Here is a 23979-nt window from a genome sequence, read left to right as displayed (position 1 = left end):
GGTCAGTCAGGCGGCGTCGCCCGCCGGGCCGCCGCGCCGTGCCAGAAGGCCGCGGCCGGGGTCGTAGGCGATCACCGCGAGGATGAAGAACAGGAGGCCGGTGCCGAGCACCACCGCGCAGGCCACGGGCTCGAAGGCGCCGTAGAGGGCGAAGCGCACCAGCTCGACCGCGTGCGTGAACGGGTTGATCTCGCAGATCCAGTAGAGTGTCGCGCTCGACTCGTTGATCCGCCAGAGCGGGTAGAGGGCCGAGGAGGCGAAGAACATCGGGAAGATCACGAAGTTCATCACGCTCGCGAAGTTCTCCAGCTGCCGCACCAGCGAGGACAGGAACAGCCCGATGGCCCCGAGCATCAGCCCGGAGGCGATGAAGGCCGGCAGCGCCGCGAGGTAGCCGATCCACGGGATGTCGGTCTCCCAGAAGGCCGCGACCGCCAGGAAGACGTAGGCCTGGATGATCGAGACCGCGACGCCCGCCGCCAGCTTGGCGAAGAGCAGGCTCCAGCGCGGATAGGGGCTGGTCAGCAGCACCCGCATCGACCCGACCTCGCGGTCGTAGACCATCGACAGCGACGATTGCATGCCGTTGAAGAGCTGGATCATCGTCGCCAGCCCCGGCACCACGTAGACCTCGTAGAGCACGTAGGTCTCGTAGGGCGGCGTGATCGACAGGCCGAGCGTGTTGCGGAAGCCCGCCGCGAAGATGAACAGCCAGACCAGCGGCCGCACCAGCGCCGAGAAGAACCGCTCTTTCTGATTGAAGAAGCGCAGGAGCTCGCGGCGCGTGATGCCGAGGAAGCAGATCAGGTAGCCTGTCGCGTCGAGGCGGCCGCGCACGGCGTGCGCGTCGGCGGCGGGCAGGGCGGCGGGTCCGGAACTCATGCGACCTGCCTCCGGGCGGGCTCCGCCACGATCTGGCGGAAGGAGGTTTCGAGGGATCCCGACGGCTCGGCGAGCGCCCCGGCGAGCCCCCGGGCAACGATCTTGCCCTTGTGCAGGACGACGACGCGGTCCTGCGGCTCGACCTCGTCGAAGATGTGGGTCGCCCAGAGCACCGAGAGCCCCTCCTCGCGCACCAGCGCCCGCACGATGGCGACGATGTCCGAGCGCGCCTCCAGGTCGAGGCCGACGGTGGGCTCGTCGAGGAGCAGCAGGTCGGGCCCGTGGATCAGCGCGCGGGCGATCTCGATGCGCCGCGACTGGCCGCCCGAGAGGGTGCGGATCTTGTCGTCGCGCCGCTCGATCAGGCCGACGCGGGCGAGGAGCGCGCCGATGCGCGCCTCGGCGGCTCTGCGAGCGATGCCGTGCAGGGCCGCGTGGTAGAGGAGGTTCTGGCGCACCGTCAGGTCGGTGTCGAGGGTGCGCGCCTGGAAGACGACGCCGAGCCGGGCCAGCGCCCGCGAGGGCTCGCGGCGCAGATCGTGCCCGAAGATCGCGACCTTCCCGTCCTGGTTGTTGTAGAGCCGCGTCACGACCGAGAACAACGTCGTCTTGCCCGCGCCGTTCGGCCCGAGCAGGGCGACGAACTGGCCGCGCGGCACCTGCAGCGAGACGGCGTCGAGGGCCGTGCGGCTGCCGAAGCGGTGGCTGACGCCCTCGACCGCCAGCGCCGGCGCCGTCTCGGGCGCGGTCATTGCCCGAGCGCCTTGCGGGCGTCCTTGACCGCGTCCATGCACTCGTCGAACTCGCCCTCGCCCTGCTCGCGCTCGGCGTTGCGCAGGGCCTTCTTGAGGCTGCGCTGGAGCGGTTCGGCGGGGGACTTGGCGAGTTCGGCCTTGATCATCGTGATCCCGTCGCGGCACGCCGCGGCGTCGTCGGCGCGGGCGGCGCCGGCCGCGAGGGTGCCGGCGAGGCAGGCCAGCAGGCAGAGAATCGGACGCATGGGGTCTCGGTTTCCTCCTCGGGATTTGCCGGTGATGTAGGGGAGCGGCCCGAACGGCGGAACCACCCTCATTTGACGATGAAGCGGCCGGTCATGCCCCGGCTCTCCAGCCCCTGCACGAACCACGGGAACTCGCCGGCCCGCACGGTGACGAACTCGACCTCCATCGTGCCCTGGTCGTCGAATTCGAGGTGGTGCGGCGCGCCGGCCATGTGCACCTCCAGGTGGTTGACGACGATCTGGTTCATCCAGACGCCGCGGAAGAACTCGGTGGCGAAGAACTTGTACTCCTTCTGGCCCTTGGCGGTGATGCGCAGGCGATAGGACTTGCCCGCCTCCATCTCGATGTCCTTGGTCGAGACCGCGTAGTCGTTGCCCTCGCCGTCGCCCAGCACGAGGTCGGGCAGGTCGGTGCGGCCCTTGGCGAGATCGCGGGCCGAGGCCGGGAGCGCGGCGCTGAGGAGGGCCGCGGCGAGGGCGGCCGAGCGGAGGAGCGGGGGCATGGGGAGGGTCCGTGAGGAGGTGAGAGGGTTTCAGAACTGCGCGCGATCAACCCTCCCCCCTCTGCGGGGGAGGGTGCCCCACGGAGTGGGGCGGGAGAGGGGAACCACGGTGCCGGAGAAGCCTGAAGCGTGGTGAAGAGCGCCACCTGGATCAGCGTCGCGCCGGCCCCTCTCCCGGCCTGCTCCGCAGGCCACCCTCCCCCGCAGAGGGGGGGAGGGTTCAGGGCGCGCGCGGCACCCTATTGCGGCGAGACCGCCACCCCCCAGGGCAGCAGCCCGACCGGGATGCTCTTGACCACCTTCAGGCTCTCCACATCGATCACCGAGACGTCGTTGGAGGAGCCGTTGGTGGTGAAGAGCTGCTTCTGGTCCGGCGTGAAGGCGAGCTGCCAGACGCGCTGACCCACCGGCAAGTACTTCTCGACCTCGTAGGTCTTGGTGTCGATCACCGCGACGCGGTTCGCCGGGCCGAGGGCCACGAAGGCGCGGGCGCCGTCGCGGGTCACGCGCACGCCCACCGGCTGGATCTGCTCGTCGGTGACGCCCGGGATCTTGAACGCGATCTTCTTGACCACCTTGCGGGCCGCCACGTCGATGACCGAGACGGTGCCGCCCACCTCCGCCGAGACCCACAGCCACTTGCCGTCGCCCGAGAACTCCGCGAAGCGGGGCCGCGCGTCCACCAGCACGTTGTCGATCACCTGGTACGTCCTGGTGTCGATGAAGTGGGCCATGTTGGTGGTCTCGGAGGTGTTGACCAGCATGGTCCCGTCCGGGCTGATGCCCATCCCCTCCGGCTCGACGCCCACCGGCACCTCGGCCACGACCTTGTTCTTCTCGATGTCCAGCACCGTGACCTGGCTGTCGTCCTCGTTGGCGATGTAGAGCGGGTTTCCGCCCGGCGCGAGGATGAACAGCTCCGGGTCCGGCCCCGAGCGCAGGGAGCGGGCGATCTTGCCGGTGGCGGTGTCGATGACATCGATGCGGTCGTCGTCGCTGGCGCAGACGTAGAGGTCCTTGCCGTCGTGGCTGATCGTGATGCCGCGGGGGCGTCGCCCCACCGGCCAGGTCGCCTTCACCTGCATCGTCGTCGAGTCGATGACGCTGACCGAGTTGCCCTTCTCGTTCGTCACGTAGACCGTGTAGGCGCGCGCCGGCGGCGCGGCCGTCAGGCCAAGGCCGAGCGCCGCGGCGGCGAGCGCGTCCCGGATCCGGTGGCGCATGCGGTGTCTCTCCCTTCGATCGGTTCTCGCCCCACCGCCTCGCGGCACAGAGGCGTTTTCGTCCCTATGCCGCGGGGCGCACCGTCCTGTCCCTCACGATTTCGCCAGCTTGCACTGGGTCTCCGGCAGGTCGATGCCCAGCGTGTCGAGGGGCGTGCGCTGGTGCAGGTAGCCCTGCTCGGGCGCCACCGCCACCAGCGCGCTCGGCTGCACGAGCAGGATCGGCTGGCGCAGCTGCCGGTCCCAGAGACGGAAGCTGAGCGACACGCCCTTGTAGGCCGGCAGCGTGAAGGCGGGATCGGCGAGGAAGCCCGCGATCACCGCCGGATCGGCGCTCTTCGTCTGCATCGCCGCTTCCCCGACCGCCCGGATCCCCGTCCAGGCCTGGTAATCGAGGGGCCGCATCAGCCGCCCGGTCAGGCGCCGGAAGCGGTTCTGCGCCTGGGCGGCGCCCCAGACCTCCAGGGTCGGGTGCCAGGTCGCCGGGAACAGGCCCTGCGTGCCGACCACGGGCCGCGGATCCACCGTGTGGAAGGGCACGTAGTCGCCGAAATCCCCCGCCTCGTCCGCCACCACGGCGACGTCGTAGTCGAGGCCGCGGGTGAAGACGAGCGCCTCCGCCCGGGTCGGCGTGTCGCCCCGCGCCCTCGCCAACGGCCCGAAGGTCCAGGGCTTCTCGGCGCTGATGACGAGCCCGAACTTCTTGGCCGAACGCTTCAGCGCCTCGGCCCAGAGCCGGTCGCCCTCCTGCGGCCCGACGATCAGGAACAGCTTGCGCCAGCGCATGAAGGCCAGGAACTGCACCAGCGCGTCCGTCTGCATGGCCCGGCTCGGGGCGATGTGGAAGACGTTGGCGCGGCACTCCGCCCCGCGGAGGCGGTCGTCGGGGGCCGCGGCGTTGAACAGCGTCACGCCCGATTCCCTGAGCGCGTCCGCCACCGCCAGCACCTCGGGCCCGGTCAGGGCCAGCACGATGAAGCGGTCGCCCTTCTCGACCAGCGCCCGCGCGGCCGCGACCGGATCCTCCGGCGGCGGCGCGCCCGGCTCCGGGTTGGCGAGCGCCACCGCATCGAGGACGTAGAACTGCTTGGTGAAGCGGCCGGTGGCGTTGTTGTCCCGCACCGCCATGCGCGCGCCCGCCACGCCTTCATCCTCGGGCACGGCCTGGGCGTCGTAGGAGGCGGGCGCCGGCGCCGGACGGTAGATCAGGCCGATGCGGATCTCGGCCGCGCCCGGCGGCGCGACTTCGGGCGCGGGGGACGGACTGGTCTGGGCGAGGCCCGGCCCACCCGCGAGCAGGCAGGCGGCGAGAAGGCAGGCCAGACGGGACGACAGGCGGGGAGGGACAACCATGCGGGCCGCACGCTAACAAGAATTCCGACGCGGGCTCAACGCCTTATCGCTAAGGAGAGTCTAAGACGGGCCTGGGGCGCGGGGCCGCAGCCCAAAGTCCAAGGCGGGGCGGCGGGCGGCTGGGCTCCGCCGCGTTGCGCCCTCCGCCCGCGCCGTGGCATCGTCCGGCGATGCTGTCCGCCCGCCTTCTTCCCGCCCTCGCGCTCGTCCTCCTGCCCGGCGCCGGGCGGGCGGCACCCCAGACGGCGGCGGTGTTCGGGATCGAACTCGCCGAGCCCGGGGTGATCGGCGCGCGCCCACCCCGGCCGGAGGAGCAGCGGCGCCTCACGCTCGCCTCCGACGCATTGCGCCGGGAGGTGGCGGCGCAGGGTCAGGTCGAGTCCGTCGACCTCGCGCCGCAGGCGGGCGAGATCCGCAAGGACGCGCCGCTCTACAAGTGCGAGGGCTGCGCCGAGCGCATCGCCAAGGCGGCGGGCGCGGGCCTCGCCGTCTACGGCTATGTGCAGCGCACCACCAACCAGATCCTGAACCTCAGCATCACCATCTCGGACAGCGAGACCGGCAAGGTCCTGCGCGGCGGGCAGGTGGTGATCCGCGGGGACACGGACGAGACGTGGCTTCACAGCGTGCGCTGGCTGGTGAAGAACCGCCTCTTCGCGGAACCCCTTCCGAGCCGGTCCTGAACCCCTTGCCCCACGCCCCCTCCTCCCCCGCCCCGCGGGTGCGCCTGCTCGCGAGCGTGCGCGACGCCGCCGAGGCGGCGCTCGCCCGCGCCCAGGGCGCCGACCTCGTCGACGCCAAGGACCCGGAGCGCGGCGCGCTCGGCGGGCTGCCCCCCGAGACCGTGCGGGCGATCGTGGCCGCGGCTTCGGGCGGGCTCACCAGCGCGGTGGCGGGCGAGCCGACGGGCGAGGCGGAGGCCCACCGGATGCTGGCGGCCCTGCGCGATTGCGGCGCCGATTACCTGAAGATCGCGGTCCCTCCAGGCGGGATCCCGGACCTCGCGTCGAGGGCCGGGCCGCCGGTGATCGCGGTGCTGTTCGCCGAGGATCTGGCGGACCCCGCTCCCCTGCCGGACCTGGCGGCGGCGGGTTTTCGCGGCGCCATGATCGACACCCGCGGCAAGGACGGGCGGCGCCTGACCGACCACCTGCCCGTCTCCCGGCTCGCGGCCTTCGTGGCGGGCTGCCGCCGGCACGGGCTGCTCTGCGGGCTCGCCGGCTCCCTGTCCCTCGACGACATCCCGGCGCTCGCCGCGCTCGGGCCGGATTATCTCGGCTTCCGCGGCGGGCTCTGCGCGGGCGGCGACCGGCGGACCCGGCTCGACCCGGCGCGGATCGCGGAGGCCGCGCGACGCCTCGCCGCGGCTGCGGACCGACCGGCGGCGGCGTAAGGACCGCCCATGACGCGCCCCCTCAGCGTGGTGAAGCTCGGCGGGAGCCTCGTGGCCGATGGCGAGCGGCTGCGCGCGATCCTGCGCGGGCTGGCGGACGGCGCGGAGGGGCCCTGCGTCATCGTGCCGGGCGGCGGCGGCCTCGCGGAGGCGGTGCGCGAGGCGCAGGCCGCGCTCGGCTTCGACGACGCGCTGGCGCACCGGCTCGCCCTCGACGCGATGAGCGGCATGGCCCGCATCCTCCGATCGCTGGAGCCGCGGCTCGTGGTGTCGCGTGAGCCGGCCGCCGAGATCGCCCGGGGCCAAGTTCCGGTCTGGGATCCGGCAGCGCTGAAGGACGGGCACCCGGACATCCCCGAGAGCTGGGACGTCACCTCGGACAGCCTCGCGCTGTGGCTGGCGGCGGAGCTCGGCGCGGCGCGCTGCGTGCTGGTGAAGTCGGCCGAGGCCGAGGATCCTGTGGCGGCGGAAATCGTGGACAGGGCCTTCCCGCACTTTGCACAGCGCTTCCGCGGCGAGATCCGGCTGCGGGGACCGCAGGGCGAGCGGGTCTACGCGCCCGGCGCGGCGCTGGTGGAGGCCTGAGATGGGACGGGCCGTCACCGTCGCATTCGAGAGCCACCGCGGGATCCCCTCTCCCGTGCGGGAGAGGGGTAAGGGTGAGGGTCCAGGTGGTTCAGCAAGGAGTCTGAACCGTCCCGCTGCCAGCACGACGATCTCAGCATTCTTGCGGGACGGTCCGGGACCCTCACCCCTACCCCTCTCCCGCACGGGAGAGGGGTTCCCCGCGCCCTTCACGGCTCCCACCTCCGAGAGGCCCCGATGACGGAGCGCATCGTCTTCGTCACCGGCCGCCTCGCCCGGCCGCGCCTGGAGACAATCGTCGCCGCACTGCCCCCCGAGCGCTTCGCCGCCACCATCGCGGATGCGGGCGTGAAGGTCGCCGCGCTGATGACCGAGGAGATCATCCGCCGCCGCGTCAGCGTGCCGGAGGGGAGCGACCGCATCGTCCTGCCGGGCCGCTGCCGGGCCGACACCGCGGTGCTCGCGGCCCATTTCGGCGTGCCCGTCGAGCGCGGCCCCGACGAGATCGTCGATCTGCCGGCCTTCCTCGGGCTCGCCGGCCGCAAACCCGACCTGTCCCGGCACGACCTCAGGATCTTCTCGGAGATCGTCGACGCCTCGAAGCTGACGCCCGGGCAGATCCTCGCCCGCGCGCAGGACCTCGCCCGGCGCGGCGCCGACGTGATCGACCTCGGCGGCCTGCCCGACACGCCCTTCCCGCACCTGGAGGAGACGGTCCGGCTCCTGAAGGGCGCGGGCCTTCGGGTGAGCGTCGATTCCTTCGACCGCGACGAAATCGCCCGCGGGGCGAGGGCCGGCGCCGATTTTCTCCTCAGCCTCAACGAGGAGACACTCGACCTCGCCTTCGAGACCGACGCCGTGCCGGTGCTGGTGCCGGTGCGGCCCGACGACCTCGAGTCCCTCGACCGCGCCATCGCGCGGATGCGGGAGGCCGGAAAACCCTTCCTGGCCGACCCGATCCTGGAGCCGATCCATTTCGGCTTCGCGGCCTCCATCGTGCGCTACCACGAGACCCGCCGCCGCCACCCGGACATCGAGATGATGATGGGGACCGGCAACCTGACCGAACTCACCGAGGCCGACAGCCTCGGCGTGACGGCGCTTCTCGTCGGCCTGTGCTCGGAACTGGCGATCCGCAACGTGCTGATCGTGCAGGTCTCGAACCACACCCGCCGCACGGTCGAGGAGCACGACGCCGCCCGGCGGGTGATGTACGCGGCGCGCGCCGACGGCGCCCTGCCGAAGGGCTACGGGCGCCAGCTCCTGAGCCTCCACGACAAGCGCCCCTACACGCAGACGCCCGAGGAGATCGCGGCGCTCGCCGCGGAGGTGCGCGACCCCAATTACCGGGTGGCGGTCGCGGAGGACGGCGTGCACGTCTACAACCGGGCGATCCACGAGGTCGGCACCGACGCGATGGCGTTCTTCCCCGCCCTCGACGTGGCGGAGGATGGCGGCCACGCCTTCTACCTCGGCGGCGAATTGACCAAAGCCGAACTCGCCTGGCGGCTCGGCAAGCGCTACGTGCAGGACGAACCCTTGGACTGGGGCTGCGCGCTCGACGCGGTGGTGCAGGACACCACCACCTTCAAGGAGGTCGGCCACACCCTGCACGGGCGGAAACCGGCACGCGAATCCGAGGCGGAGTGAGGCCTTGCCCCTGATCCTGGAGACCATCGTCACCACGCAAGGGTCCGGGGGCAGCCTGCACCTCGTGCCCTTCGGCCTGATCCAGGACGGCCCCGACTTCATCCTCGCCCCGTTCCGCCCCTCCCCCACCATCGCGAATCTGGAGGCGAACCCGGTCTTTGCCGCGGCGGCGCCCGCCGACCTGCGGGTGATCGCCGGCTGCGTCACGGGGCGGCGGGACTGGGCCACCCTCCCCTGCGCCCGCATCCCGGGCCGGCGCCTCGCCGAGGCCTTCGGCCACCGGGAATTCGAGGTCGTGGCGGTCGAGGACGATCCGGTCCGGCCGCGCTTCCGCGGGCGGATCGTGCACGAGGAGGCCCACCGCCCCTTCGCGGGCTTCAACCGCGCGCAAGCGGCCGTGCTGGAGGCCGCGATCCTGTCGACGCGGCTCGACCGGCTGCCGCGCGAGAAAGTGCTCTCGGAGCTGCGATACCTGTTCATCGCGGTCTCCAAGACGGCCGGCCCCGCCGAGCGCGAGGCCTGGTCCTGGATCGAGGAGAAGGTCGCCGCCGCCCTCAGCCTGCGGGCGGAGGACCGGCTCCTCGTCGACGACACCGAGGCTTAGGAGGACGTCTGATGAAGCTGTTGCTCGGGAGCGCCGTCGCGGCGCTGGTCGCGCTGGCGCCGCTCGCCGCCGAGGCGCACGGCCCGACCCGCAAGAAGGTCGAGGAGAAGGTCGAGATCAACGCCCCGCCCGCCAAGGTCTGGGCCGTGGTCGGCAACTTCCAGGACATGAGCTGGCTGCCGCCGGTCGAGAAGACCGAGGGCAAGGGCGGCAACGAGGTCAAGGCCACCCGCACCCTCACCCTGAAGGGAGGCGCCACCGTCGAGGAGGAGCTCTACAAGTACAACGCCGAGCAGATGAGCCTGTCGTACCGCATCAACAAGGTCGACGTGAAAGTGCTGCCGGTCAACAACTACTCCTCCACGATCAAGGTCGAGCCGGCCGGCGACGGCAAGTCGACCGTGAGCTGGGACGGCGCGTTCTACCGCGGCTTCATGAACAACGATCCGCCGCCCGAGCTGAGCGACGAGGCGGCCGTGAAGGCGGTGACCGACCTGTACAAGGCGGGCCTGGAGAACCTGAAGGCGAAGATCGAGAAGAGCGGTTCGTGAGGCAACTCCTCGCGGGGCTCCTCCTCGGCGCCGGGCTGGCTCTGCCGGCCGGCGCCGAGGAGGCGGTGGTCACGGCGCAGAACGCGAACGCGGTCGACATCGTCGATCTCGACGCCGCCCAGGTCGTGGCGCGGCTCGCGGTGCCGGGCGCCCCGGCCGGAATCGCGCTCTCGCCCGACCGGGCGCGGGCCTACGTCACCGCACCGGAGGGCAAGGCGCTCGTGGTCATCGACCTCGCGGCGCGCGCGGTCGTCGGCCGGGTCGCCCTGGAGGGCGGCCCCCTCGGCGTCGGGGTGAACCCGGCGGACGGCACGGTCTACGTGGCGGATTGGTACGCCAAGCGCCTCTGGGTGGTGGATCCGGGGAGCCTCGCGGTGACGGGCGAGATCGCGGTCGGCACCTCGCCCTCCGGCCTCGCGGTGACGCCGGACGGCGGGACGATCCTGGTCACCGACCGGGACGACGACGCGGTCTCGGTCATCGACGCGCGCACCCGCCAGCGGGTCGGCGTGGTGAAGGTCGGGACGCGGCCCTTCGGCGTGACGATCGACCGGGAGGGCAAGCGGGCCTACACGGCGAATGTCGGCTCGAACGACGTCTCGGTGATCGACATCGCGTCGCGGCGCGCGGTCGGCCAGGTCGGGGTGGGCGAGCGGCCCTACGTGGTGGCGCTGACCGGCGGGCGGGCCTTCGTGACGGACCAGTACGGCGGCACAGTCAGCACCTTCGACCTCGCCACCCTGGCGCCGGGGCCCCGGATCGAGGTCGGCGAGTACCCGGAGGGCATCGCGGCGAGCCGGGACGGGCGGCGGGTCTACGTGGCGAACTGGGAGTCGAACACGGTCAGCGTGATCGACACCGGAAGCCTGCGCGTGACCGGCGCGATCAAGACCTCGGACGGACCGCGGGCCTTTGGGGATTTCCTCCGGTAGGACCCGAGCCTCCGCGGAGGCACACGCGGTTCGTGGCCCCGGGACGCCCCGCGTCAGGCCGTCTTGTCGCGACGAAAGAAGCTGAATGCCGACGTGACAGCCGCGCCCGCGGCATCGGCAGCCTGTGCGGCCGCGCCGAACGCCTGACTCGCCAGCCCGGTCCCCGTCTCCGGAATCGCCGCGGCCTCCTCGGACGGAGCCGCCATCGCGGCCGCGCGCGCGACCGCCGCCTGGGCGACATCGCGGTCGTTCCGGATCAGGGCCGCGAGGCCCGCATCCGCCATGGCGACGATCGTGCCCCCGTCGAGAAAAGTCGCCTCGACCACGGCCAGTGATCGCGGTTCGTCACTCACGGCACCCAGACCTGCGCCGAGGGCGCCCGCGGCAAGCGCCAGCGGGGCCGATAGTTCGAGCGACGAGGCGACGGCCAGTCCGCCCTTGATCCCGTTCAGCAATTGCCCCGACCAGCGGGGCGCAGATCTCACATCGCCGTGGACCTCGACAGCGATGATGGATTCGACACCGTGCTCCCGCCCGTCCGGTGTCTTGAGCAGCCCGGCGGTATAGTGACCGGTTCCCTTTCCGCAAGACCCTGCGATGATCTGGAGAGATGTCATGGGGCAGCCGCAACGTTCATGACGTTAGGTCAATTTTGCACAGCGCACGAACTTTCTCAAGCGCGTAACGGATAACGACTCTCAAAGCCACCCCGGCGGCATGCCTGCGGCACCGCCGTCCAGGGTGCATGAGCGGGTCGGACAATGGCCAGATCCGGTTGAAACCTTCTACCGCCCCATCCGCCGCACCCGCATCGCCCGGTAGATCGCCGGATGCGCGCCGGCCATCCTCTCGGGCGGTGGGAGGATCACCTCGATCACCGGCGGCTCCGTCGCGGGCTGCGCAGGCGCCGCCTCGGTCGCCGCGCGGCGCGGAACCGGCCGTATCGCACGCTCCGCGCGCCGCGCGATCAGCGACAGGGTCGCGAAGGCGACGAGGGCCGCGAGGCCGGTGAACACCGTGCCCCAGGACGGCGCCGGCGCCACCATCATCGCGATGAGGCCGGCGACCGCGCAGAGAGCGGCGAGGGTTCTCGCGATGGTCACGGCGGTGGGCATGCCGCAGCGTCACATGGCCGTCTCGCCGCCCGGTGAAAGCGATCGCTCGAATGCGCGCGATCGCCCGGATCAGTGCGCGCCGACGCGGCGGTTCGGCACGATGTCGTTGGCGATCACCTCGCCGAACGGGCCGTCGTTGCGGGCGTGGCGCGGCCCCGTCCCGGTCGTCGCCCTCAGGGGCAGCTTCGGGAAGACCAGCTCGGCGAAGCGGTAGGCCTCCTCCAGGTGCGGGTAGCCCGACAGGATGAAGCGGTCGATGCCGAGATCGATATACTCCTTCATCCGGTCCGCGACCTGATCGGCCGAGCCGACGAGGGCGGTGCCGGCGCCGCCGCGCACCAGCCCGACGCCGGCCCAGAGATTCGGCGAGACCAGGAGCTTGCCGCGGTCGCCCCCGTGGAGCGCCATCATGCGGCTCTGGCCGACCGAATCCTGGCGCTTCAGCGTGGCCTGGGCCCGCGCGATGGTGTCGTCGTCGAGCCGGGAGATCAGGCTCTCGGCGGCCTCCCAGGCCTCGCCCTCGGTCTCGCGCACGATCACGTGCAAGCGGATCCCGTACGAGAAGGTCTTGCCCTTCGCAGCGGCGGCCTCGCGGGCGCGGGCTATCTTCTCGGCCACCTGCGCGGGCGGCTCGCCCCAGGTCAGGTAGACGTCGCAATGCTCGGCCGCGACCGCGATCCCGGCCTCCGAGGAGCCGCCGAAATAGAGCGGCGGGCCGGAGGGCTGCACCGGCTGGTAGATCAGGCGGCCGGCCTCGGCGCGCAGATGGGTGCCGGTGTAGGTGACGGTCTCGCCCGCCATCAGGCCGCGCCAGATGTGCAGGAACTCGTCCGTGACGACGTAGCGCGCGTCGTGGTCGAGGAAGACGCCGTCGCCGCGCAGTTCCACCGGGTCGCCGCCCGTCACCACGTTGATGAGGAGGCGCCCGTCCGAGATCCGGTCGAGGGTCGCGGCCATGCGGGCCGCCACCGACGGTTCCTGCAGGCCGGGCCGCACGGCGACGAGGAAGCGCAGGCGCTTGGTGGCAGGCGCCAGCGCCGAGGCGACGATCCAGGAGTCCTCGCAGGAGCGCCCGGTGGGCAGCAGCACGCCGTAATAGCCGAGATCGTCGGCCGCCTGGGCGATCTGGCGCAGGTAATTGAGCGAGACCTCGCGCGCGCCCTCGCTGGCGCCGAGGTAGCGGCCGTCGCCGTGGGTCGGCAGGAACCAGAGAACGTCGGTCTGTGCGGTCATCGGGGTCGTCCTGGGCCTCGTCCGGACGATGCGCGAAGCCGGTCCGCCCTCCCGGCGAACCGACCCCTGTCCTGCGATCGTCGTTGAACCGCGAGGGTAGCCCGCGAGACCTCGACGTCAATTTCGGATTTCAGCCAGAACAGAGATGAAAATTCTCGTATTCTGCTAAGATACAAAAGTTTCCTACTGTCGCGAGGATGGCTCGACACGAACGAGAAAGAGCCGCACGCGGCGGCCCCTTCCATCACGGTGTCAGAAACCCGCCAGCGCCGTCACGGTGCCGAACGCCGTCAGAACGAGCGTCCCGGCGAACACGCCGATCATCGCGTCGGAGAAGCCCTTCAGGAGCATTCCCGCCCCCGGATCAGCACAGGTTCCCGCCGGCGGTCTGGCCGTACTGCTTCACCGGGCGGGTCTGCTGGTTGGCATTGCTCTCGGCGGCCGAGCTCATCGGGCAGGACTCGTAGAACGGCCCGTCATGGACGCCCAGCGGCGCCGTACGCCCAAGCGCGCCGGTGGCGTCGACGTCGGAGGGACCATAGGCCTGGTGGCGGGCCGGCGGGTCGAAGGCCAGGGCGGTGGAGACCGGGGCGGCACCGATCGCGAGGGCGGCGAGGGTGGCGGCGATCAGGGTCTTCATCTGTGTCTCGTCTCCGTGATGCGGCGCATCCCGTAAGGATCGACGTCCGCGGTGTGAGATGGATGTAGCCCGGGAACGGCTTTCGCGACGTGCGGTTCCGCACGCCGCGAAGAGGATGAAAAGACTAATAACTGGACTGACGCAGAATTCCCGGGGCTCTGCCGCCATTTGGCGGGATATTTCGCCGCATGCAGGATTAAACACTTACGTCATTAGGGAGCGCGGCGCGACGAGGAGAGGAACCGGACGCGCGTTGCTTCGTTGCTTCGCACTGCAACGCAGTCTGTTGTACAATGTGTCGCAGTGCACCCGGGCATCAGGGAATCGCGCGCAGCGCCACGACGGCCGCGACCCCGATCGCCACGGTGGCGAGCAGCGGCAGGCGGGTCGCCGCGAGCGCCGCGAGGGCGGCCGCGCAGGTCTCGCGCCAGCCGGTGGCGAGGGCCGAGGGAGCGATGAGGGCCGTGAGCACCGCGGCCGGGATCGCCTCGAACGCGGCCCGCGCGCGTCCGGTCGGGGCGAGGCGTCCGGCCAGGAAGAGGCCGGCGATCCGGGTCGCGTAGGTGATCGCCGCCATGGCCAGGATGGCGGCGAGCGCGCCGGGATCGGGGATCATCGCGGCGCCTCCCCGGGCGCGGCCAGGGCGGCGGCGAGGATCCCGGCGCCGGCACCCGCGGCGACGTGCCAGGGCGGCCCGAGGAGGAGAGCGGTCCCGGCCGCCGCCAGGCCGCTGGCGGCGATCGCCGCGGCGCCCGCGCGGGTCCGCCCGAACCCCGCGACGAGCCCGATGAACAGGGCCGTGAAGGCGAAGTCCGCCCCGACCCGGCGCGGATCGCCGAGCATGGAGCCGGCGCAGGCGCCGAGGAGGGACCAGACCAGCCAGGAGATCCAGTAGACCGCACCCATCGTCCCGAAATAGGCCGGGGTGAGGGGCCGCCGGACGGCCCGGCGCTCCGCGAAGGCCCAGGTCTCGTCGACCATGACGGCGAGCCAGAGGAGTTTCTGGCGGCGCGAGAAGCGGCCGAGGCGGGGCGCGAGCGAGGCCCCCATCAGCACGTGGCGCAGGTTGATCAGGAGCGTCGAGAAGACGAGCGCCCCGACCGGGACCGGGTGCGACCAGATCTCGACCGCCGCGAACTGGGCGCCGCCCGCGAAGACGAGCGCGGACATCGCGCCGACATCGAGGACGGTGAGGCCCTTGGCGGCCGCGAGGGCGCCGAACAGGAGCCCGATCGGCACCGCGGCGACGGCCGGCGCCGCGATGTCGCGCAGACCCGCCGCCACCTCGGCGCGAAACCCCTCCCCGTCCTCCCGGGCCACGATCCCGTGCATCGACCATCCTCCCGGCACCCCTCGGCGGGCGCGTCGCCGCCTCATGACGGAAGGGCGCGGGACGGGTCTTGGACGAAAGTGCTCAGGGCGCGGCGGTGCGGAACGCCCCGGGGGTGACGCCGAGCCGGGCCTTGAAGGCCCGCGTGAGGTGGCTCTGGTCGAAGAAGCCGCAGGCGAGCGCGACCTCGGCCGGACCTTCCCCCGTCGCCAGGCGGCGGCAGGCGAGGCGGATCCGGCGGTCGATCAGGTAGGCGTGCGGCGCGAGGCCGGTCTCCGCCCGGAAGGCGCGGATGAGATGGCTGCGCGAGAGGCCCGCCACGCGCGACAGCGTCGCGAGGTCGACCTCCTCCTGCACGCAGGCGTCGAGGAAGTCGCGGGCCCGCGCCACCCCGGCGCGGGCGGGCGCGCGGGGCGGCGGCGTGCCGACGGCGAAGCGGGCGATCAGGGCCGAGAGGAATTCGACCAGCGCCTCGTCGGCCGCCAGCACGCCGCCGTCGCCGGGGCCGGGCCGGAGCCGCCCGAGGATCTCCGCCAGGGCGCGGGCGAGGCCGGGGGCGCGCATCACGGAATCGGGGAAGTGGGGCGGCCCCGGCAGGGGCCGGCCCGCCACCTCCTCGGCGACTTCCTGCATCAGGGCGGCGGAGGGGTAGAAGGTCCGGTAGACGAAGCCCGCCCCGTGCGGCGCCCCGTCGTGGAGCTCCTCCGGGCCGACGATGGCGATCGTGCCGGCATCGGCATAGTGCTGGACGCCGCGGTGGAAGAAGGTCTCGCAGCCCGCCTGGATCGACGCGATGGCGTAGGTCTCGTGGGTGTGCCGGACATAGGCGTAGCGCCGGAAGGTGGCGGCGAGGCAGCCGAGATCCCCGTAGCGCGCTACGCGCCAGAAGCGGGTGACGTCGCCCTTCCCGGCGAGGGCGGGGTCGAGGTCGGGCTGGGGATCGGGCGTGGTCATGGGCCGAAGGCTATCCCGGCGTCACGGACCGCGCGAGCGGCCCGCCTCAGGCCGGTACCGGCGCCGGCTCCCGCAGGGCCGCCACGATCGCCGCTTCCAGGGAGGCGGGCCGCGTGAGCGGCGGGTAGCGGCCGATCACCCGCCCGTCGCGGCCGACCAGGAACTTCGTGAAGTTCCACTTGATCGCTCGGGTCCCCAGCAGGCCCGGCCGGGCGCGGGTGAGGTGCGCGAAGAGCGGGTCCGCCTCCGGCCCGTTCACCGCCACCTTGGCGAGGACCGGGAAGGTGACATCGTAGCTCAGGCGGCAGAACCTGGCGATCTCCTCGGCGTCGCCGGGCTCCTGGGCGCCGAACTGGTTGCAGGGGAAGCCGAGGACGACGAGGCCCGCGTCGCGATGCCGGCGCCAGAGCGCCTCCAGCCCCTCGTATTGCGGGGTGAAGCCGCAGCGCGACGCGGTGTTGACGATCAGCAGCACCTGGCCGCGGTAGCGGGCGAGCGGATGCGCCGCGCCGTCGGCCGCGGCGGGCGCGAAGTCGTGGATCCCTGTCATGGGCGGATCATGTCGGCCCGGCGGCGGACTCGGCAAGGGGGAACGGACACGCCGTCCGCAGGCCCCGCCCGGTCAGAGCCCGAGATCGCTCAGGCCCGGGTGATCCTCCGGCCGCGGCCCGAGCGGCCAGTGGAAGCGGCGGTCCTCGGCGGAGATCGGGACGTCGTTGATGGAGGCCTCGCGCCGGCGCATCAGGCCGGTCTCGGTGAACTCCCACTGCTCGTTGCCGTGGGAGCGGTACCAGTGCCCCGAATCGTCGTGCCACTCGTAGGCGAACCGCACCGCGATGCGGTTCTCGTGGAAAGCCCAGACCTCCTTGATCAGCCGGTAATCGAGCTCCCGCGCCCATTTGCGGGTCAGGAACGCGACGATGGCGGGCCGCCCGGAGAAGAACTCCGCGCGGTTCCGCCAGCGGCTGTCGGGCGTGTAGGCGAGCGAGACCCGCACCGGATCGCGGTGGTTCCAGGCATCCTCCGCGGCGCGCGCCTTGCGCGCCGCGCTCTCCGCCGTGAAGGGCGGAAGGGGCGGGCGGCTCTCGGGATTCGCTTCCGTCACATCCGCCTCCCTCAGGCGAGGTCGAGCATCAGGTGCAGGTTCTGCACCGCCGCCCCGGACGCGCCCTTGCCGAGATTGTCGAGGCGCGCGACCAGCACCGCCTGCCCGTGCGCCTCGGACCCAAACACCCGCAATTCGAGCGCGTCCGTGTCGTTGAGGGCCTCGGGCTCCAGGCGCTCGCGATGGGCGCCCTCCTCGGCCCCGGTGACCACGCGCACGAGGGTCTCGCCCGCGTAGCGCGCCACGAGGGCCCGTTCGAGGTCGCCCGGGGTCGGCCGGCCCGGCAGGGTGTCGAGGTGGAGCGGGATCGACACCAGCATCCCCTGCCGGAAATTGCCGACCGAGGGCACGAAGATCGGGCGCCGGGTCAGGCCGCTATAGGCCTGCGTCTCCGCCAGGTGCTTGTGCGCGAAGCCGAGGCCGTAGAGTTCGAAGGCCGGGGCGGCGCCAGCCTCGTAGGCCTCGATCATCTTGCGCCCGCCGCCGCTGTAGCCGCTGACCGCGTTGATGCTGATGGGGAAATCCGCCGGGATCAGCCCCGCATCGACGAGGGGGCGCAGGAGCGCGATGGCGCCGGTCGGGTAGCAGCCCGGATTGGCGACGCGCCGCGCGGCGCGCAGCTTCGCCCGCTGCTCGGGGGCCAGTTCGGCGAAGCCGTAGGTCCAGCCGGGCGCCACCCGGTGGGCGGTGCTGGCGTCGAGGATGCGCGGGCCGCCGCCCGGCAGCCCGTCGGCCATCGCCACGGTCTCCTTGGCGGCATCGTCCGGCAGGCACAGCACCACGAGGTCGACCTCGGCCATGAGCGCGCGCTTGGCCTGAGGGTCCTTGCGTTGCTCGTGGGGGAGCGAGCGCAGGGTGATGGCCTGGGATGTCTCCAATCGCTCGCGGATGCCGAGGCCGGTCGTGCCGGCCTCGCCGTCGATGAAGACGCTGGGGCGGTTCTGGACTGTCGGGCTCATGGCAGGCTCCGCGCGGCGCCGTGACCGGGCGCCGGGACACCAGGTGGATGGGGTCGACGCTCCGCTAAGTCAACCGGCGATCGCCGCGAGCGCGCGCAGGCGTGATCCGCCGCCGCGGAACCGCCGCCACCGCGTCCGGTTGCGGAGTCCGAGATCACCGTGATTCAGCAGGATGAGGACGATTATGGCCGGGACAGCCAAGAAGAGCGATCCGAAGCTCTGGGATCGCGTGAAGGACAAGGTCACGCGGTCGAGCAAGGGCGGCAAGCCCGGGCAATGGTCGGCCCGCAAGGCGCAGCTCGCCGTCCACGACTACAAGGAGGCGGGCGGCGGCTACGAGGGCAAGAAGACCTCCGACAACCACCTGACGCAGTGGACCGAGGAGGAGTGGGGCACGAAGTCGGGCGAGAAGAGCGGCGAGACCGGCGAGCGCTACCTGCCGAAGGCGGCGCGGGAGGGTCTGAGCGGCAAGGACTACGCCCGCACGACGGCCAAGAAGCGGTCGGACACCGCGAAGGGGAAGCAGTTCTCCCGTCAGCCGAAGGACGTCGCGGAGAAGGCCGCCCCAGCCCGGCGCCATCCGGCCACCGGCCGGACCAAGGCGGATCTGCTGAAGGCCGCCCGCGCGAAGAACATTCCGGGCCGCTCGTCGATGTCGAAGAGCGAGCTGGAGCGGGCGCTCGGCGGGCGGTGACCGGCGGATGGGTGCGGCGCAGGTGACCCGTCTCCCCAATGCGGGATACCTGTGCACACATCGTTGTAGCCGGCTCATCAGCTGAACGCGCCTGGAAGACACAACACTCCTCATGCTGAGGTGCTGCGCAGCAGCCTCGAAGCACCCTCGCCCGTCAATCCACGATAGGAGCGCCTTGGATCCGCTGTTCTGGGGTGCTTCGAGGCTCCCTTCGGTCGCACCTCAGCATGAGGGGGTGGATTTGTTGCCATGAGCGGGATTTGAAGCTCTGACTCACCATCACCTGACTGGGTGAAATCGACCGGTCTTCCGATCCATCCGCTCGAAGTGTGATCGATCGGGCCGATCATCCTTTCGATACGGAACGTGTTTTCCGATGCGGCGTGCGCCCGTCGCCCCTCTTCGCAGGACGGCGGCCTTCGGAGCAGGCGCGGCGGGACGAAGTCCCGCCGAGAGGGGCCGGCACGACGCTGATCCCGCTGGCGCTCTCCACCGCGCTCCCGATCGATCCTGAAGCGTGATTCCCCTCTTGCAGGATTGCGTCCTGACCCGCCCCTGTCCGTGCGGCGCCCTCCCCCGCGGAGGCGGGAGGGCCGCACCGGACCCAGGGCGTTAAGGTTAACGGCGCACCCTATTCCTCACCGACGCTTTCCCGCAGGCGCTGCACCTGCGGGCGCAGGTCTTGGCAGGTCAGATCGCGGGCGAAGCGGTCGATGGCCTGGGGGTCGCGGGTGGTGCGCAGCTGCGCGAGGAGCCGCGCCTCCTGCTCGCAGCCGCCGGCGAGCGTCCCCCGCGCGGCGACCATCGGCACCGGCGCCGGCTCGGGCACGGCCGGCGGCGACGCCGGGCCGGAGCTTTCGAGAAGACGGGCGACCTGGGGCCGCAGGGCGTCGCAGGTCATCTCCTGCGCGAAGCGCGCCAGACCGTCCCGGTCGCGGGCCGTGCGCAGGCGGGCCAGCCGCTCGGCCTCCCGGTGGCAGGCGCCGGCCGGGCCGGGCGGGGCCGCGGGAGCCACCGCCGCCGTCGCCGGATCGCGGTCCGCCGGACGGGTCGGGGGCAGCGGCCGCCGCTCGGGGCCGATCGCGGAGGTCTCGGTCGGCCCGTTCCGGCTCCCGAGGGACAATTTGGCGACCTGCGCGCGGGCGAGGTCGGCGTAGAAGCCCGTCCCGTGGGTCGACAGGAACGAGGTCCAGGCCTCCCGGGTGCCGACCCGCTCGGCGAGTTCGTAGTCGCGCCGCGCCTCCCGCCCGCCCGCACCCGCGTCGGCGGGCGGCGCGTCGGGCACCAGCGCGGTGGTGGCGCCCCCCAGCGACCCGTACACGAAGGGCTCCTGCTTGCCGCCGGTGAGGTGCAGCACCTCGTCGCGCACCCGCCCGAAGGCGACCCGCACGTCGAGGCCCGGCACCGCGAGGTGCTTGAGGAGCGCGGTGGTGAAGGGGCTGTGCTCGCCGGCGCCGTCCTCCGCCACCGAGCCCGCCTTGGCCGCGAAGGCCACCAGGGTGTCGCTGGCCGCCGGCTCGACCTTGGCGAGCCCGCTCGCCGCGGCGCGCAGGCTGACCATGCGCTGCATGCCGGCGCCGAAAGGGTTGTTGCGGCAGGCGTCGAGGATGACGAGGCGCAGGCGCCGGGCGGGCTCGATCGCCCGCGTCACCCGCTCGAGGGCGAGGCCCTCGTCCTCGACGTCGAAGTCGCTGCGCAGCCGGGCATCGGTCGGGATCAGGTAGTTGACGCCCGAGACCTCGATCCCGTGCCCGGCGAAGTAGACCAGCGCGATGTCGGCGTCGCGGGCCACCAGCATGAACTCGCGCACCGCGCGCTTCAGCTCGACCGTGCCGAGGTCCTGCCGCAGATCGACGGAATCGAAGCCCGCGCGGCGCAGCATCTCGGCCACGGCGGCCGCGTCGCGGCCCGGATTGGACAGGGCCGGCACGGTGCGGTAGGCGGCGTTGCCGATCACCAGCGCCACGCGCCGGTCGGCCGCCCACCCCTCCGCCGGCCCGACCAGGCAACCCGCCAGGATCAGGATCGTCCCGAGCTTCCAGCGCATCGCCGCCTCCCGGCGCCGCTCCCGGCGGCGCCCTCGTCTCCCGAAACATCCCGCCGAGCCGCGGCGCAGCATGCGCCGGTCGCGGGGATGGACGCAATGGCCGCCCGGTCGCGGGCGGGATCAGGCGCGGCGCGCGCCCGGGTGGCGGATCACCCGCGCGGGGGTTGCCTGGGGCTGCGCGGGCTTGTCGGGGAACCACACCTTGACGGATTCGCCGGTGCGGGGGTCCAGGATCGTGAGGGTCATCGACGCCTCCCAGTGAGCGATGCCCGCACCATTCCACGCCTCGGCCGGCCCGGATGTGACGGGACGCACCCGTGCCTCAGCGCCAGCGGCGCGGCGGCCCCATCGGCGGCCGCTCCTGCACCAGGCGCGCCCGCTGCGGCGGGACCCGGCGCCGCTGCGCCACCCGCGCCCGCGGCGGCCGCCCCGTCAGGGTGACGAGGATCCGGACCGGCTGCGAGAAGACCGGCGGGTCGTGGGGGACGTGCTCCTCGTCCGCCAGGAGGAGCTGGAGCGTATGCCGGCCGGGCGGGAGCGTCACCCGGGCCTCGGTCTGCCCCGCCCCGAAATGCAGGTGGTTGAAGTCGTTGGGGATCGGCCGGTCGAGGGGCGGCAGCGGCGTGTCGATCAGCAGGTGGTGGTGGCCGGTATTCGCCTTCACCACGCCCGCCGGCGCCACGCCCATGTTGTTCAGGCCGAACCGCACCAGGAAGCTGCGCGGCACGGTGGCGCCGGGTGCCGGATTGGCGATGTAGACCCGGGCGCCCTTCGGCGAGGGCCGCCGCTGGCCCGCGGGCTTGGGTCCCGCCGGGGCGCCGGCTGCCGCCGCGGCGGCGGCCATCCCGGCCGGCGCGCCCTCCCGCACCACGACCCGGATCCGCTCCGACAGGACCGGCGGCGAGTGGGGGACGTGCTTGTGGTCGCCGAGGAGGAGCTGGAGCGTGTGCTCGCCGGGGGTCAGGTCGAGCTCGGCCTCGGTCTGCCCCGCCCCGAAATGCAGGTGGTTGAAGTCGTTGGGGATCGGCTGGTCGAGGGGCGGCAGGTCGGCGTCGATCAGCAGGTGGTGGTGGCCGGCATGCTCGCGCGGCACGCCCGCGGGCGCGATCCCCATGCCGTGCAGGCCGAAATGGATGACGCTCTTCGGCGGGATCACGGCCCCGTCCCTGACATCCACGAAGTAGACGCCGGCCCCGGCCGGGGCCGGCGAGGGGCCGCCCCGCGGCGCCTCCTGCGCGCAGGCGGGACCCGGGAGGAGCCCCACCGTGAGACCCTCGGCGAGACTCGGCCCGATCAGCAGCAGAGCCGGCAAAAGCCTGTTCCCACGCATCGCCCTCTCCCCTCGTGCCGTCACCGGTCGCGCGTATTCCCTCGACAACTTACCACATCCGCCGCACTGTTCTGTCTTTTACTGCGCAAAGACCAGTCGAAGCGCGTCTTCGAAAGCGACAAAATGCCGCAAAAGGAGAATTCCGCTATCGTGACGGGGCGATTCGTTGTTGCCTGTGCTGCGGGTTGCGCGATGACGTGGGTGCACGAGTCGGCCATGAGAGGGTCCGGAGCGGTCGCGCGCGGGATGGTCCTCGCGTGGCTCGTCCTCCTGGGATCGCTGCCGGGTCTCGGCGCCGGCGCGGCCCGGACGCGCGCGGTGGTCGTCGAGTCGAGCCCGCGGCTCGCCCTGGTGCTGAGCAACTCCGCCTATTCCGGGAGCGGCGACCCGCTAGGCACGAACCGCACGGCCCGGCTCGTCGCGGACGAGCTGGCGCGCCTGGGCTTCGCGGTGGAGCTGGGCGAGAACCTGACACGGGCGCAGATGCAGCAGCGGGTCGGCGAGGCCGCCGCCCGCCTCGGGCGCGGCTCGGTGGCGGTGCTGTTCTACAACGGCTACGCGATCCGCTCCGGCCAGCAGAACTTCCTGATCCCGGTCGGGGCCGCCGTGCGGTCCGAGATCCAGGTGCGCCAGGAGGGTCTCGACCTCGATTCGGTCCTCGCCGAGTTCGGTCGCCGCGGCGCGGCGACCCGCATCGCGATCGTGGACGCGGCGCGGCGGAACCCCTTCGAGGAGAGCTTCCGGCGTCCGCCCGAGGGCCTCGCGGCCCTGGAGATGCGCGACGGCATGCTGGCGATCTTCAGCGCCGCCCTCGACCGGCCGCCGGCCGAGGCGGATGACGGCGGCCTGTTCACCCGCGAGCTCGTCCGCCAGATCGGGACGCCGGGCCTGAGCGCCGAGCAGGCCTTCGCCCGGACCCGGATGGCGGTCGCCCGGGCGACGGGGGCGCAGCGGGTGCCCTGGGTGTCCTCCTCGCTCCTCGACGACGTCTACTTCGTGCAGCCGGACGCCGCCCCGCAGGCGCCGCCCCGGCAGGCGCCGCCGCGCGCGGCCCCGCCGGCCGACGCCGAGGCGGCACCGCCCGCCCCCGCCCCGGCACCGCCCCCGCCCGCCCCGGCGGAGGGCGGCCTGCGCCCCGGCGAGACCTTCCGCGACTGCCCGACCTGTCCCGAGTTGGTGGTCGTTCCGCCGGGCGACTTCGTGATGGGCGGCGAGGCCGAGTACGAGAAGCCGGCCCACCGGGTGACGATCCGGCGCTCCTTCGCGATCGGCCGGCACGAGGTGACCTTCGCGCAGTGGGACGCCTGCGTGGCCGCCGGCGGCTGCAAGGGCGACGTGGATGACCACGGCTTCGGCCGCGGCGACCGCCCGGTGATCGATGTGAGCTTCGACGACGCGCAGGGCTACCTGCGCTGGCTCTCGGCCCAGACCCGCCAGCCTTACAGGCTGCCGAGCGAGGCGGAGTGGGAATACGCCGCCCGTGCGGGGACGGTGTCGCCGTTCTGGTGGGGCGCGGCGGCGGGCCGCGACCGGGCGAATTGCGAGGATTGCGGGCCGGCCCCCGCCCGCCGGACGCTCCCGGTCGGCTCCTACCGGCCGAACGCCTTCGGGCTCTACGACACGGCCGGCAACGCCGCCGAGTGGGTGGAGGATTGCTGGAACGCGAGCTACCGCGGCGCGCCCACGGACGGCGCGGCGTGGCGCGGGGGCACCTGCGACCTGCGCGTGCTGCGCGGCGGCTCCTTCGTGGGCCGCGCCGGCCTCGCCCGATCGGGCGCCCGCTTCCGCTACGACCACGACATCCGCTACTACGCCAACGGCTTCCGGGTCGTGCGCGAGATGCCGTGACGCTCTTTCCAGCAACACAACACTGTTGACTTGCGCGAGATTGTCTCC

At 72.5% G+C, this 23979-nt stretch carries 28 protein-coding genes; 9 read left to right on the top strand and 19 right to left on the bottom strand.

Features of this window, described 5'->3' with window-relative positions:
- Positions 1-6 precede the first annotated feature (6 nt).
- The 6 genes from ACW9J6_RS04290 to ACW9J6_RS04265 form a co-directional block, all read right to left on the bottom strand.
- Positions 7-882: an ABC transporter permease gene (locus tag ACW9J6_RS04290; protein ID WP_457115202.1), complete on the bottom strand. Its 876-nt coding sequence runs from the start codon at positions 880-882 to the stop codon at positions 7-9.
- A complete protein-coding gene (locus tag ACW9J6_RS04285; RefSeq protein WP_457115201.1) occupies positions 879-1634 on the bottom strand; it encodes an ABC transporter ATP-binding protein in 756 nt (251 codons plus the stop codon). The genes ACW9J6_RS04290 and ACW9J6_RS04285 overlap by 4 nt, the downstream gene beginning before the upstream one ends.
- Positions 1631-1882: a hypothetical protein gene (locus ACW9J6_RS04280; RefSeq protein ID WP_457115200.1), complete on the bottom strand. Its 252-nt coding sequence runs from the start codon at positions 1880-1882 to the stop codon at positions 1631-1633. The genes ACW9J6_RS04285 and ACW9J6_RS04280 overlap by 4 nt, the downstream gene beginning before the upstream one ends.
- Positions 1883-1950: 68 nt before the next feature.
- On the bottom strand, positions 1951-2385 hold the full coding sequence (locus ACW9J6_RS04275) for a hypothetical protein (RefSeq protein ID WP_457115199.1): 435 nt from the start codon (positions 2383-2385) through the stop codon (positions 1951-1953).
- A gap of 239 nt (positions 2386-2624) precedes the next feature.
- Complete coding sequence (locus tag ACW9J6_RS04270; protein WP_457115198.1) at positions 2625-3608, bottom strand: YVTN family beta-propeller repeat protein; 984 nt, start codon at positions 3606-3608, stop codon at positions 2625-2627.
- A 93-nt stretch (positions 3609-3701) separates the two neighbouring features.
- Complete coding sequence (locus ACW9J6_RS04265) at positions 3702-4961, bottom strand: ABC transporter substrate-binding protein (RefSeq protein WP_457115197.1); 1260 nt, start codon at positions 4959-4961, stop codon at positions 3702-3704.
- A gap of 170 nt (positions 4962-5131) precedes the next feature.
- Between ACW9J6_RS04265 and ACW9J6_RS04260 the strand changes: the two genes are divergently transcribed.
- The 7 genes from ACW9J6_RS04260 to ACW9J6_RS04230 all read left to right on the top strand — a co-directional run bounded on the left by ACW9J6_RS04260 (position 5132) and on the right by ACW9J6_RS04230 (position 10676).
- Positions 5132-5644: a DUF3280 domain-containing protein gene (locus ACW9J6_RS04260; protein WP_457115196.1), complete on the top strand. Its 513-nt coding sequence runs from the start codon at positions 5132-5134 to the stop codon at positions 5642-5644.
- Positions 5645-5649: 5 nt separating this feature from the next.
- Positions 5650-6354 carry a (5-formylfuran-3-yl)methyl phosphate synthase gene (locus ACW9J6_RS04255; RefSeq protein ID WP_457115195.1) on the top strand — a complete coding sequence of 235 codons (705 nt, stop codon included), beginning with the start codon at positions 5650-5652 and terminating at the stop codon, positions 6352-6354.
- 9 nt (positions 6355-6363) lie between these two features.
- On the top strand, positions 6364-6939 hold the full coding sequence (locus ACW9J6_RS04250; RefSeq protein ID WP_457115194.1) for an amino acid kinase family protein: 576 nt from the start codon (positions 6364-6366) through the stop codon (positions 6937-6939).
- A 237-nt stretch (positions 6940-7176) separates the two neighbouring features.
- A complete protein-coding gene (locus ACW9J6_RS04245) occupies positions 7177-8589 on the top strand; it encodes a DUF6513 domain-containing protein (RefSeq protein ID WP_457115193.1) in 1413 nt (470 codons plus the stop codon).
- A gap of 4 nt (positions 8590-8593) precedes the next feature.
- Positions 8594-9193, top strand: a complete 600-nt coding sequence (locus ACW9J6_RS04240) for a DUF447 domain-containing protein (protein ID WP_457115192.1) — start codon at positions 8594-8596, stop codon at positions 9191-9193.
- A gap of 11 nt (positions 9194-9204) precedes the next feature.
- On the top strand, positions 9205-9744 hold the full coding sequence (locus ACW9J6_RS04235; protein ID WP_457115191.1) for an SRPBCC family protein: 540 nt from the start codon (positions 9205-9207) through the stop codon (positions 9742-9744).
- Positions 9741-10676 carry a YncE family protein gene (locus ACW9J6_RS04230; protein WP_457115190.1) on the top strand — a complete coding sequence of 312 codons (936 nt, stop codon included), beginning with the start codon at positions 9741-9743 and terminating at the stop codon, positions 10674-10676. Before ACW9J6_RS04235 ends, ACW9J6_RS04230 begins: the two co-directional genes overlap by 4 nt.
- A gap of 53 nt (positions 10677-10729) precedes the next feature.
- Here the strand turns inward: ACW9J6_RS04230 and ACW9J6_RS04225 are convergent, their stop codons facing one another.
- The 10 genes from ACW9J6_RS04225 to argC form a co-directional block, all read right to left on the bottom strand.
- Positions 10730-11293 carry a hypothetical protein gene (locus tag ACW9J6_RS04225; RefSeq protein WP_457115189.1) on the bottom strand — a complete coding sequence of 188 codons (564 nt, stop codon included), beginning with the start codon at positions 11291-11293 and terminating at the stop codon, positions 10730-10732.
- A 168-nt stretch (positions 11294-11461) separates the two neighbouring features.
- The gene (locus ACW9J6_RS04220) at positions 11462-11791 is read right to left on the bottom strand and encodes a hypothetical protein (protein WP_457115188.1); all 330 of its coding nucleotides are present in this window, start codon (positions 11789-11791) and stop codon (positions 11462-11464) included.
- Between the two features lie 69 nt (positions 11792-11860).
- Entirely contained in the window at positions 11861-13024 is a 1164-nt protein-coding gene (gene ssuD, locus ACW9J6_RS04215) for an FMNH2-dependent alkanesulfonate monooxygenase (RefSeq protein WP_457115187.1), read from the bottom strand.
- Positions 13025-13388: 364 nt separating this feature from the next.
- A complete protein-coding gene (locus ACW9J6_RS04210) occupies positions 13389-13664 on the bottom strand; it encodes a hypothetical protein (protein WP_457115186.1) in 276 nt (91 codons plus the stop codon).
- 316 nt (positions 13665-13980) lie between these two features.
- Entirely contained in the window at positions 13981-14280 is a 300-nt protein-coding gene (locus ACW9J6_RS04205; protein ID WP_457115185.1) for an AzlD family protein, read from the bottom strand.
- Positions 14277-14996 (bottom strand): AzlC family ABC transporter permease, encoded by a 720-nt coding sequence (locus tag ACW9J6_RS04200; protein ID WP_457115184.1) that lies wholly within the window; start codon positions 14994-14996, stop codon positions 14277-14279. Before ACW9J6_RS04200 ends, ACW9J6_RS04205 begins: the two co-directional genes overlap by 4 nt.
- A gap of 82 nt (positions 14997-15078) precedes the next feature.
- Positions 15079-15948, bottom strand: coding sequence for an AraC family transcriptional regulator (locus ACW9J6_RS04195; RefSeq protein WP_457115183.1), 870 nt, complete (start codon positions 15946-15948; stop codon positions 15079-15081).
- 46 nt (positions 15949-15994) lie between these two features.
- Positions 15995-16498 carry a glutathione peroxidase gene (locus ACW9J6_RS04190; RefSeq protein WP_457115182.1) on the bottom strand — a complete coding sequence of 168 codons (504 nt, stop codon included), beginning with the start codon at positions 16496-16498 and terminating at the stop codon, positions 15995-15997.
- A gap of 72 nt (positions 16499-16570) precedes the next feature.
- Positions 16571-17053 (bottom strand): nuclear transport factor 2 family protein, encoded by a 483-nt coding sequence (locus tag ACW9J6_RS04185; protein WP_457115181.1) that lies wholly within the window; start codon positions 17051-17053, stop codon positions 16571-16573.
- A gap of 11 nt (positions 17054-17064) precedes the next feature.
- The gene (argC, locus tag ACW9J6_RS04180) at positions 17065-18012 is read right to left on the bottom strand and encodes an N-acetyl-gamma-glutamyl-phosphate reductase (RefSeq protein WP_457115180.1); all 948 of its coding nucleotides are present in this window, start codon (positions 18010-18012) and stop codon (positions 17065-17067) included.
- A 184-nt stretch (positions 18013-18196) separates the two neighbouring features.
- Here argC and ACW9J6_RS04175 point away from each other — a divergent pair, with 184 nt between their 5' ends.
- Positions 18197-18706, top strand: coding sequence for a DUF5872 domain-containing protein (locus tag ACW9J6_RS04175; protein WP_457115179.1), 510 nt, complete (start codon positions 18197-18199; stop codon positions 18704-18706).
- 631 nt (positions 18707-19337) lie between these two features.
- On the opposite strand, the gene ACW9J6_RS04170 is transcribed toward ACW9J6_RS04175, so the two are convergent.
- The 3 genes from ACW9J6_RS04170 to ACW9J6_RS04160 all read right to left on the bottom strand — a co-directional run bounded on the left by ACW9J6_RS04170 (position 19338) and on the right by ACW9J6_RS04160 (position 22083).
- A complete protein-coding gene (locus ACW9J6_RS04170) occupies positions 19338-20753 on the bottom strand; it encodes a caspase family protein (RefSeq protein ID WP_457115178.1) in 1416 nt (471 codons plus the stop codon).
- A 120-nt stretch (positions 20754-20873) separates the two neighbouring features.
- Positions 20874-20999 (bottom strand): hypothetical protein, encoded by a 126-nt coding sequence (locus tag ACW9J6_RS04165; protein WP_457115177.1) that lies wholly within the window; start codon positions 20997-20999, stop codon positions 20874-20876.
- A 76-nt stretch (positions 21000-21075) separates the two neighbouring features.
- Positions 21076-22083, bottom strand: coding sequence for a DUF4399 domain-containing protein (locus ACW9J6_RS04160; RefSeq protein ID WP_457115176.1), 1008 nt, complete (start codon positions 22081-22083; stop codon positions 21076-21078).
- A gap of 216 nt (positions 22084-22299) precedes the next feature.
- Between ACW9J6_RS04160 and ACW9J6_RS04155 the strand changes: the two genes are divergently transcribed.
- Positions 22300-23931, top strand: a complete 1632-nt coding sequence (locus tag ACW9J6_RS04155; RefSeq protein WP_457115175.1) for an SUMF1/EgtB/PvdO family nonheme iron enzyme — start codon at positions 22300-22302, stop codon at positions 23929-23931.
- Positions 23932-23979: the final 48 nt, after the last annotated feature.

The sequence above is a fragment of the Methylobacterium sp. JK268 genome (assembly GCF_054052225.1).
This window is presented reverse-complemented; position numbering and strand designations above follow the sequence as displayed.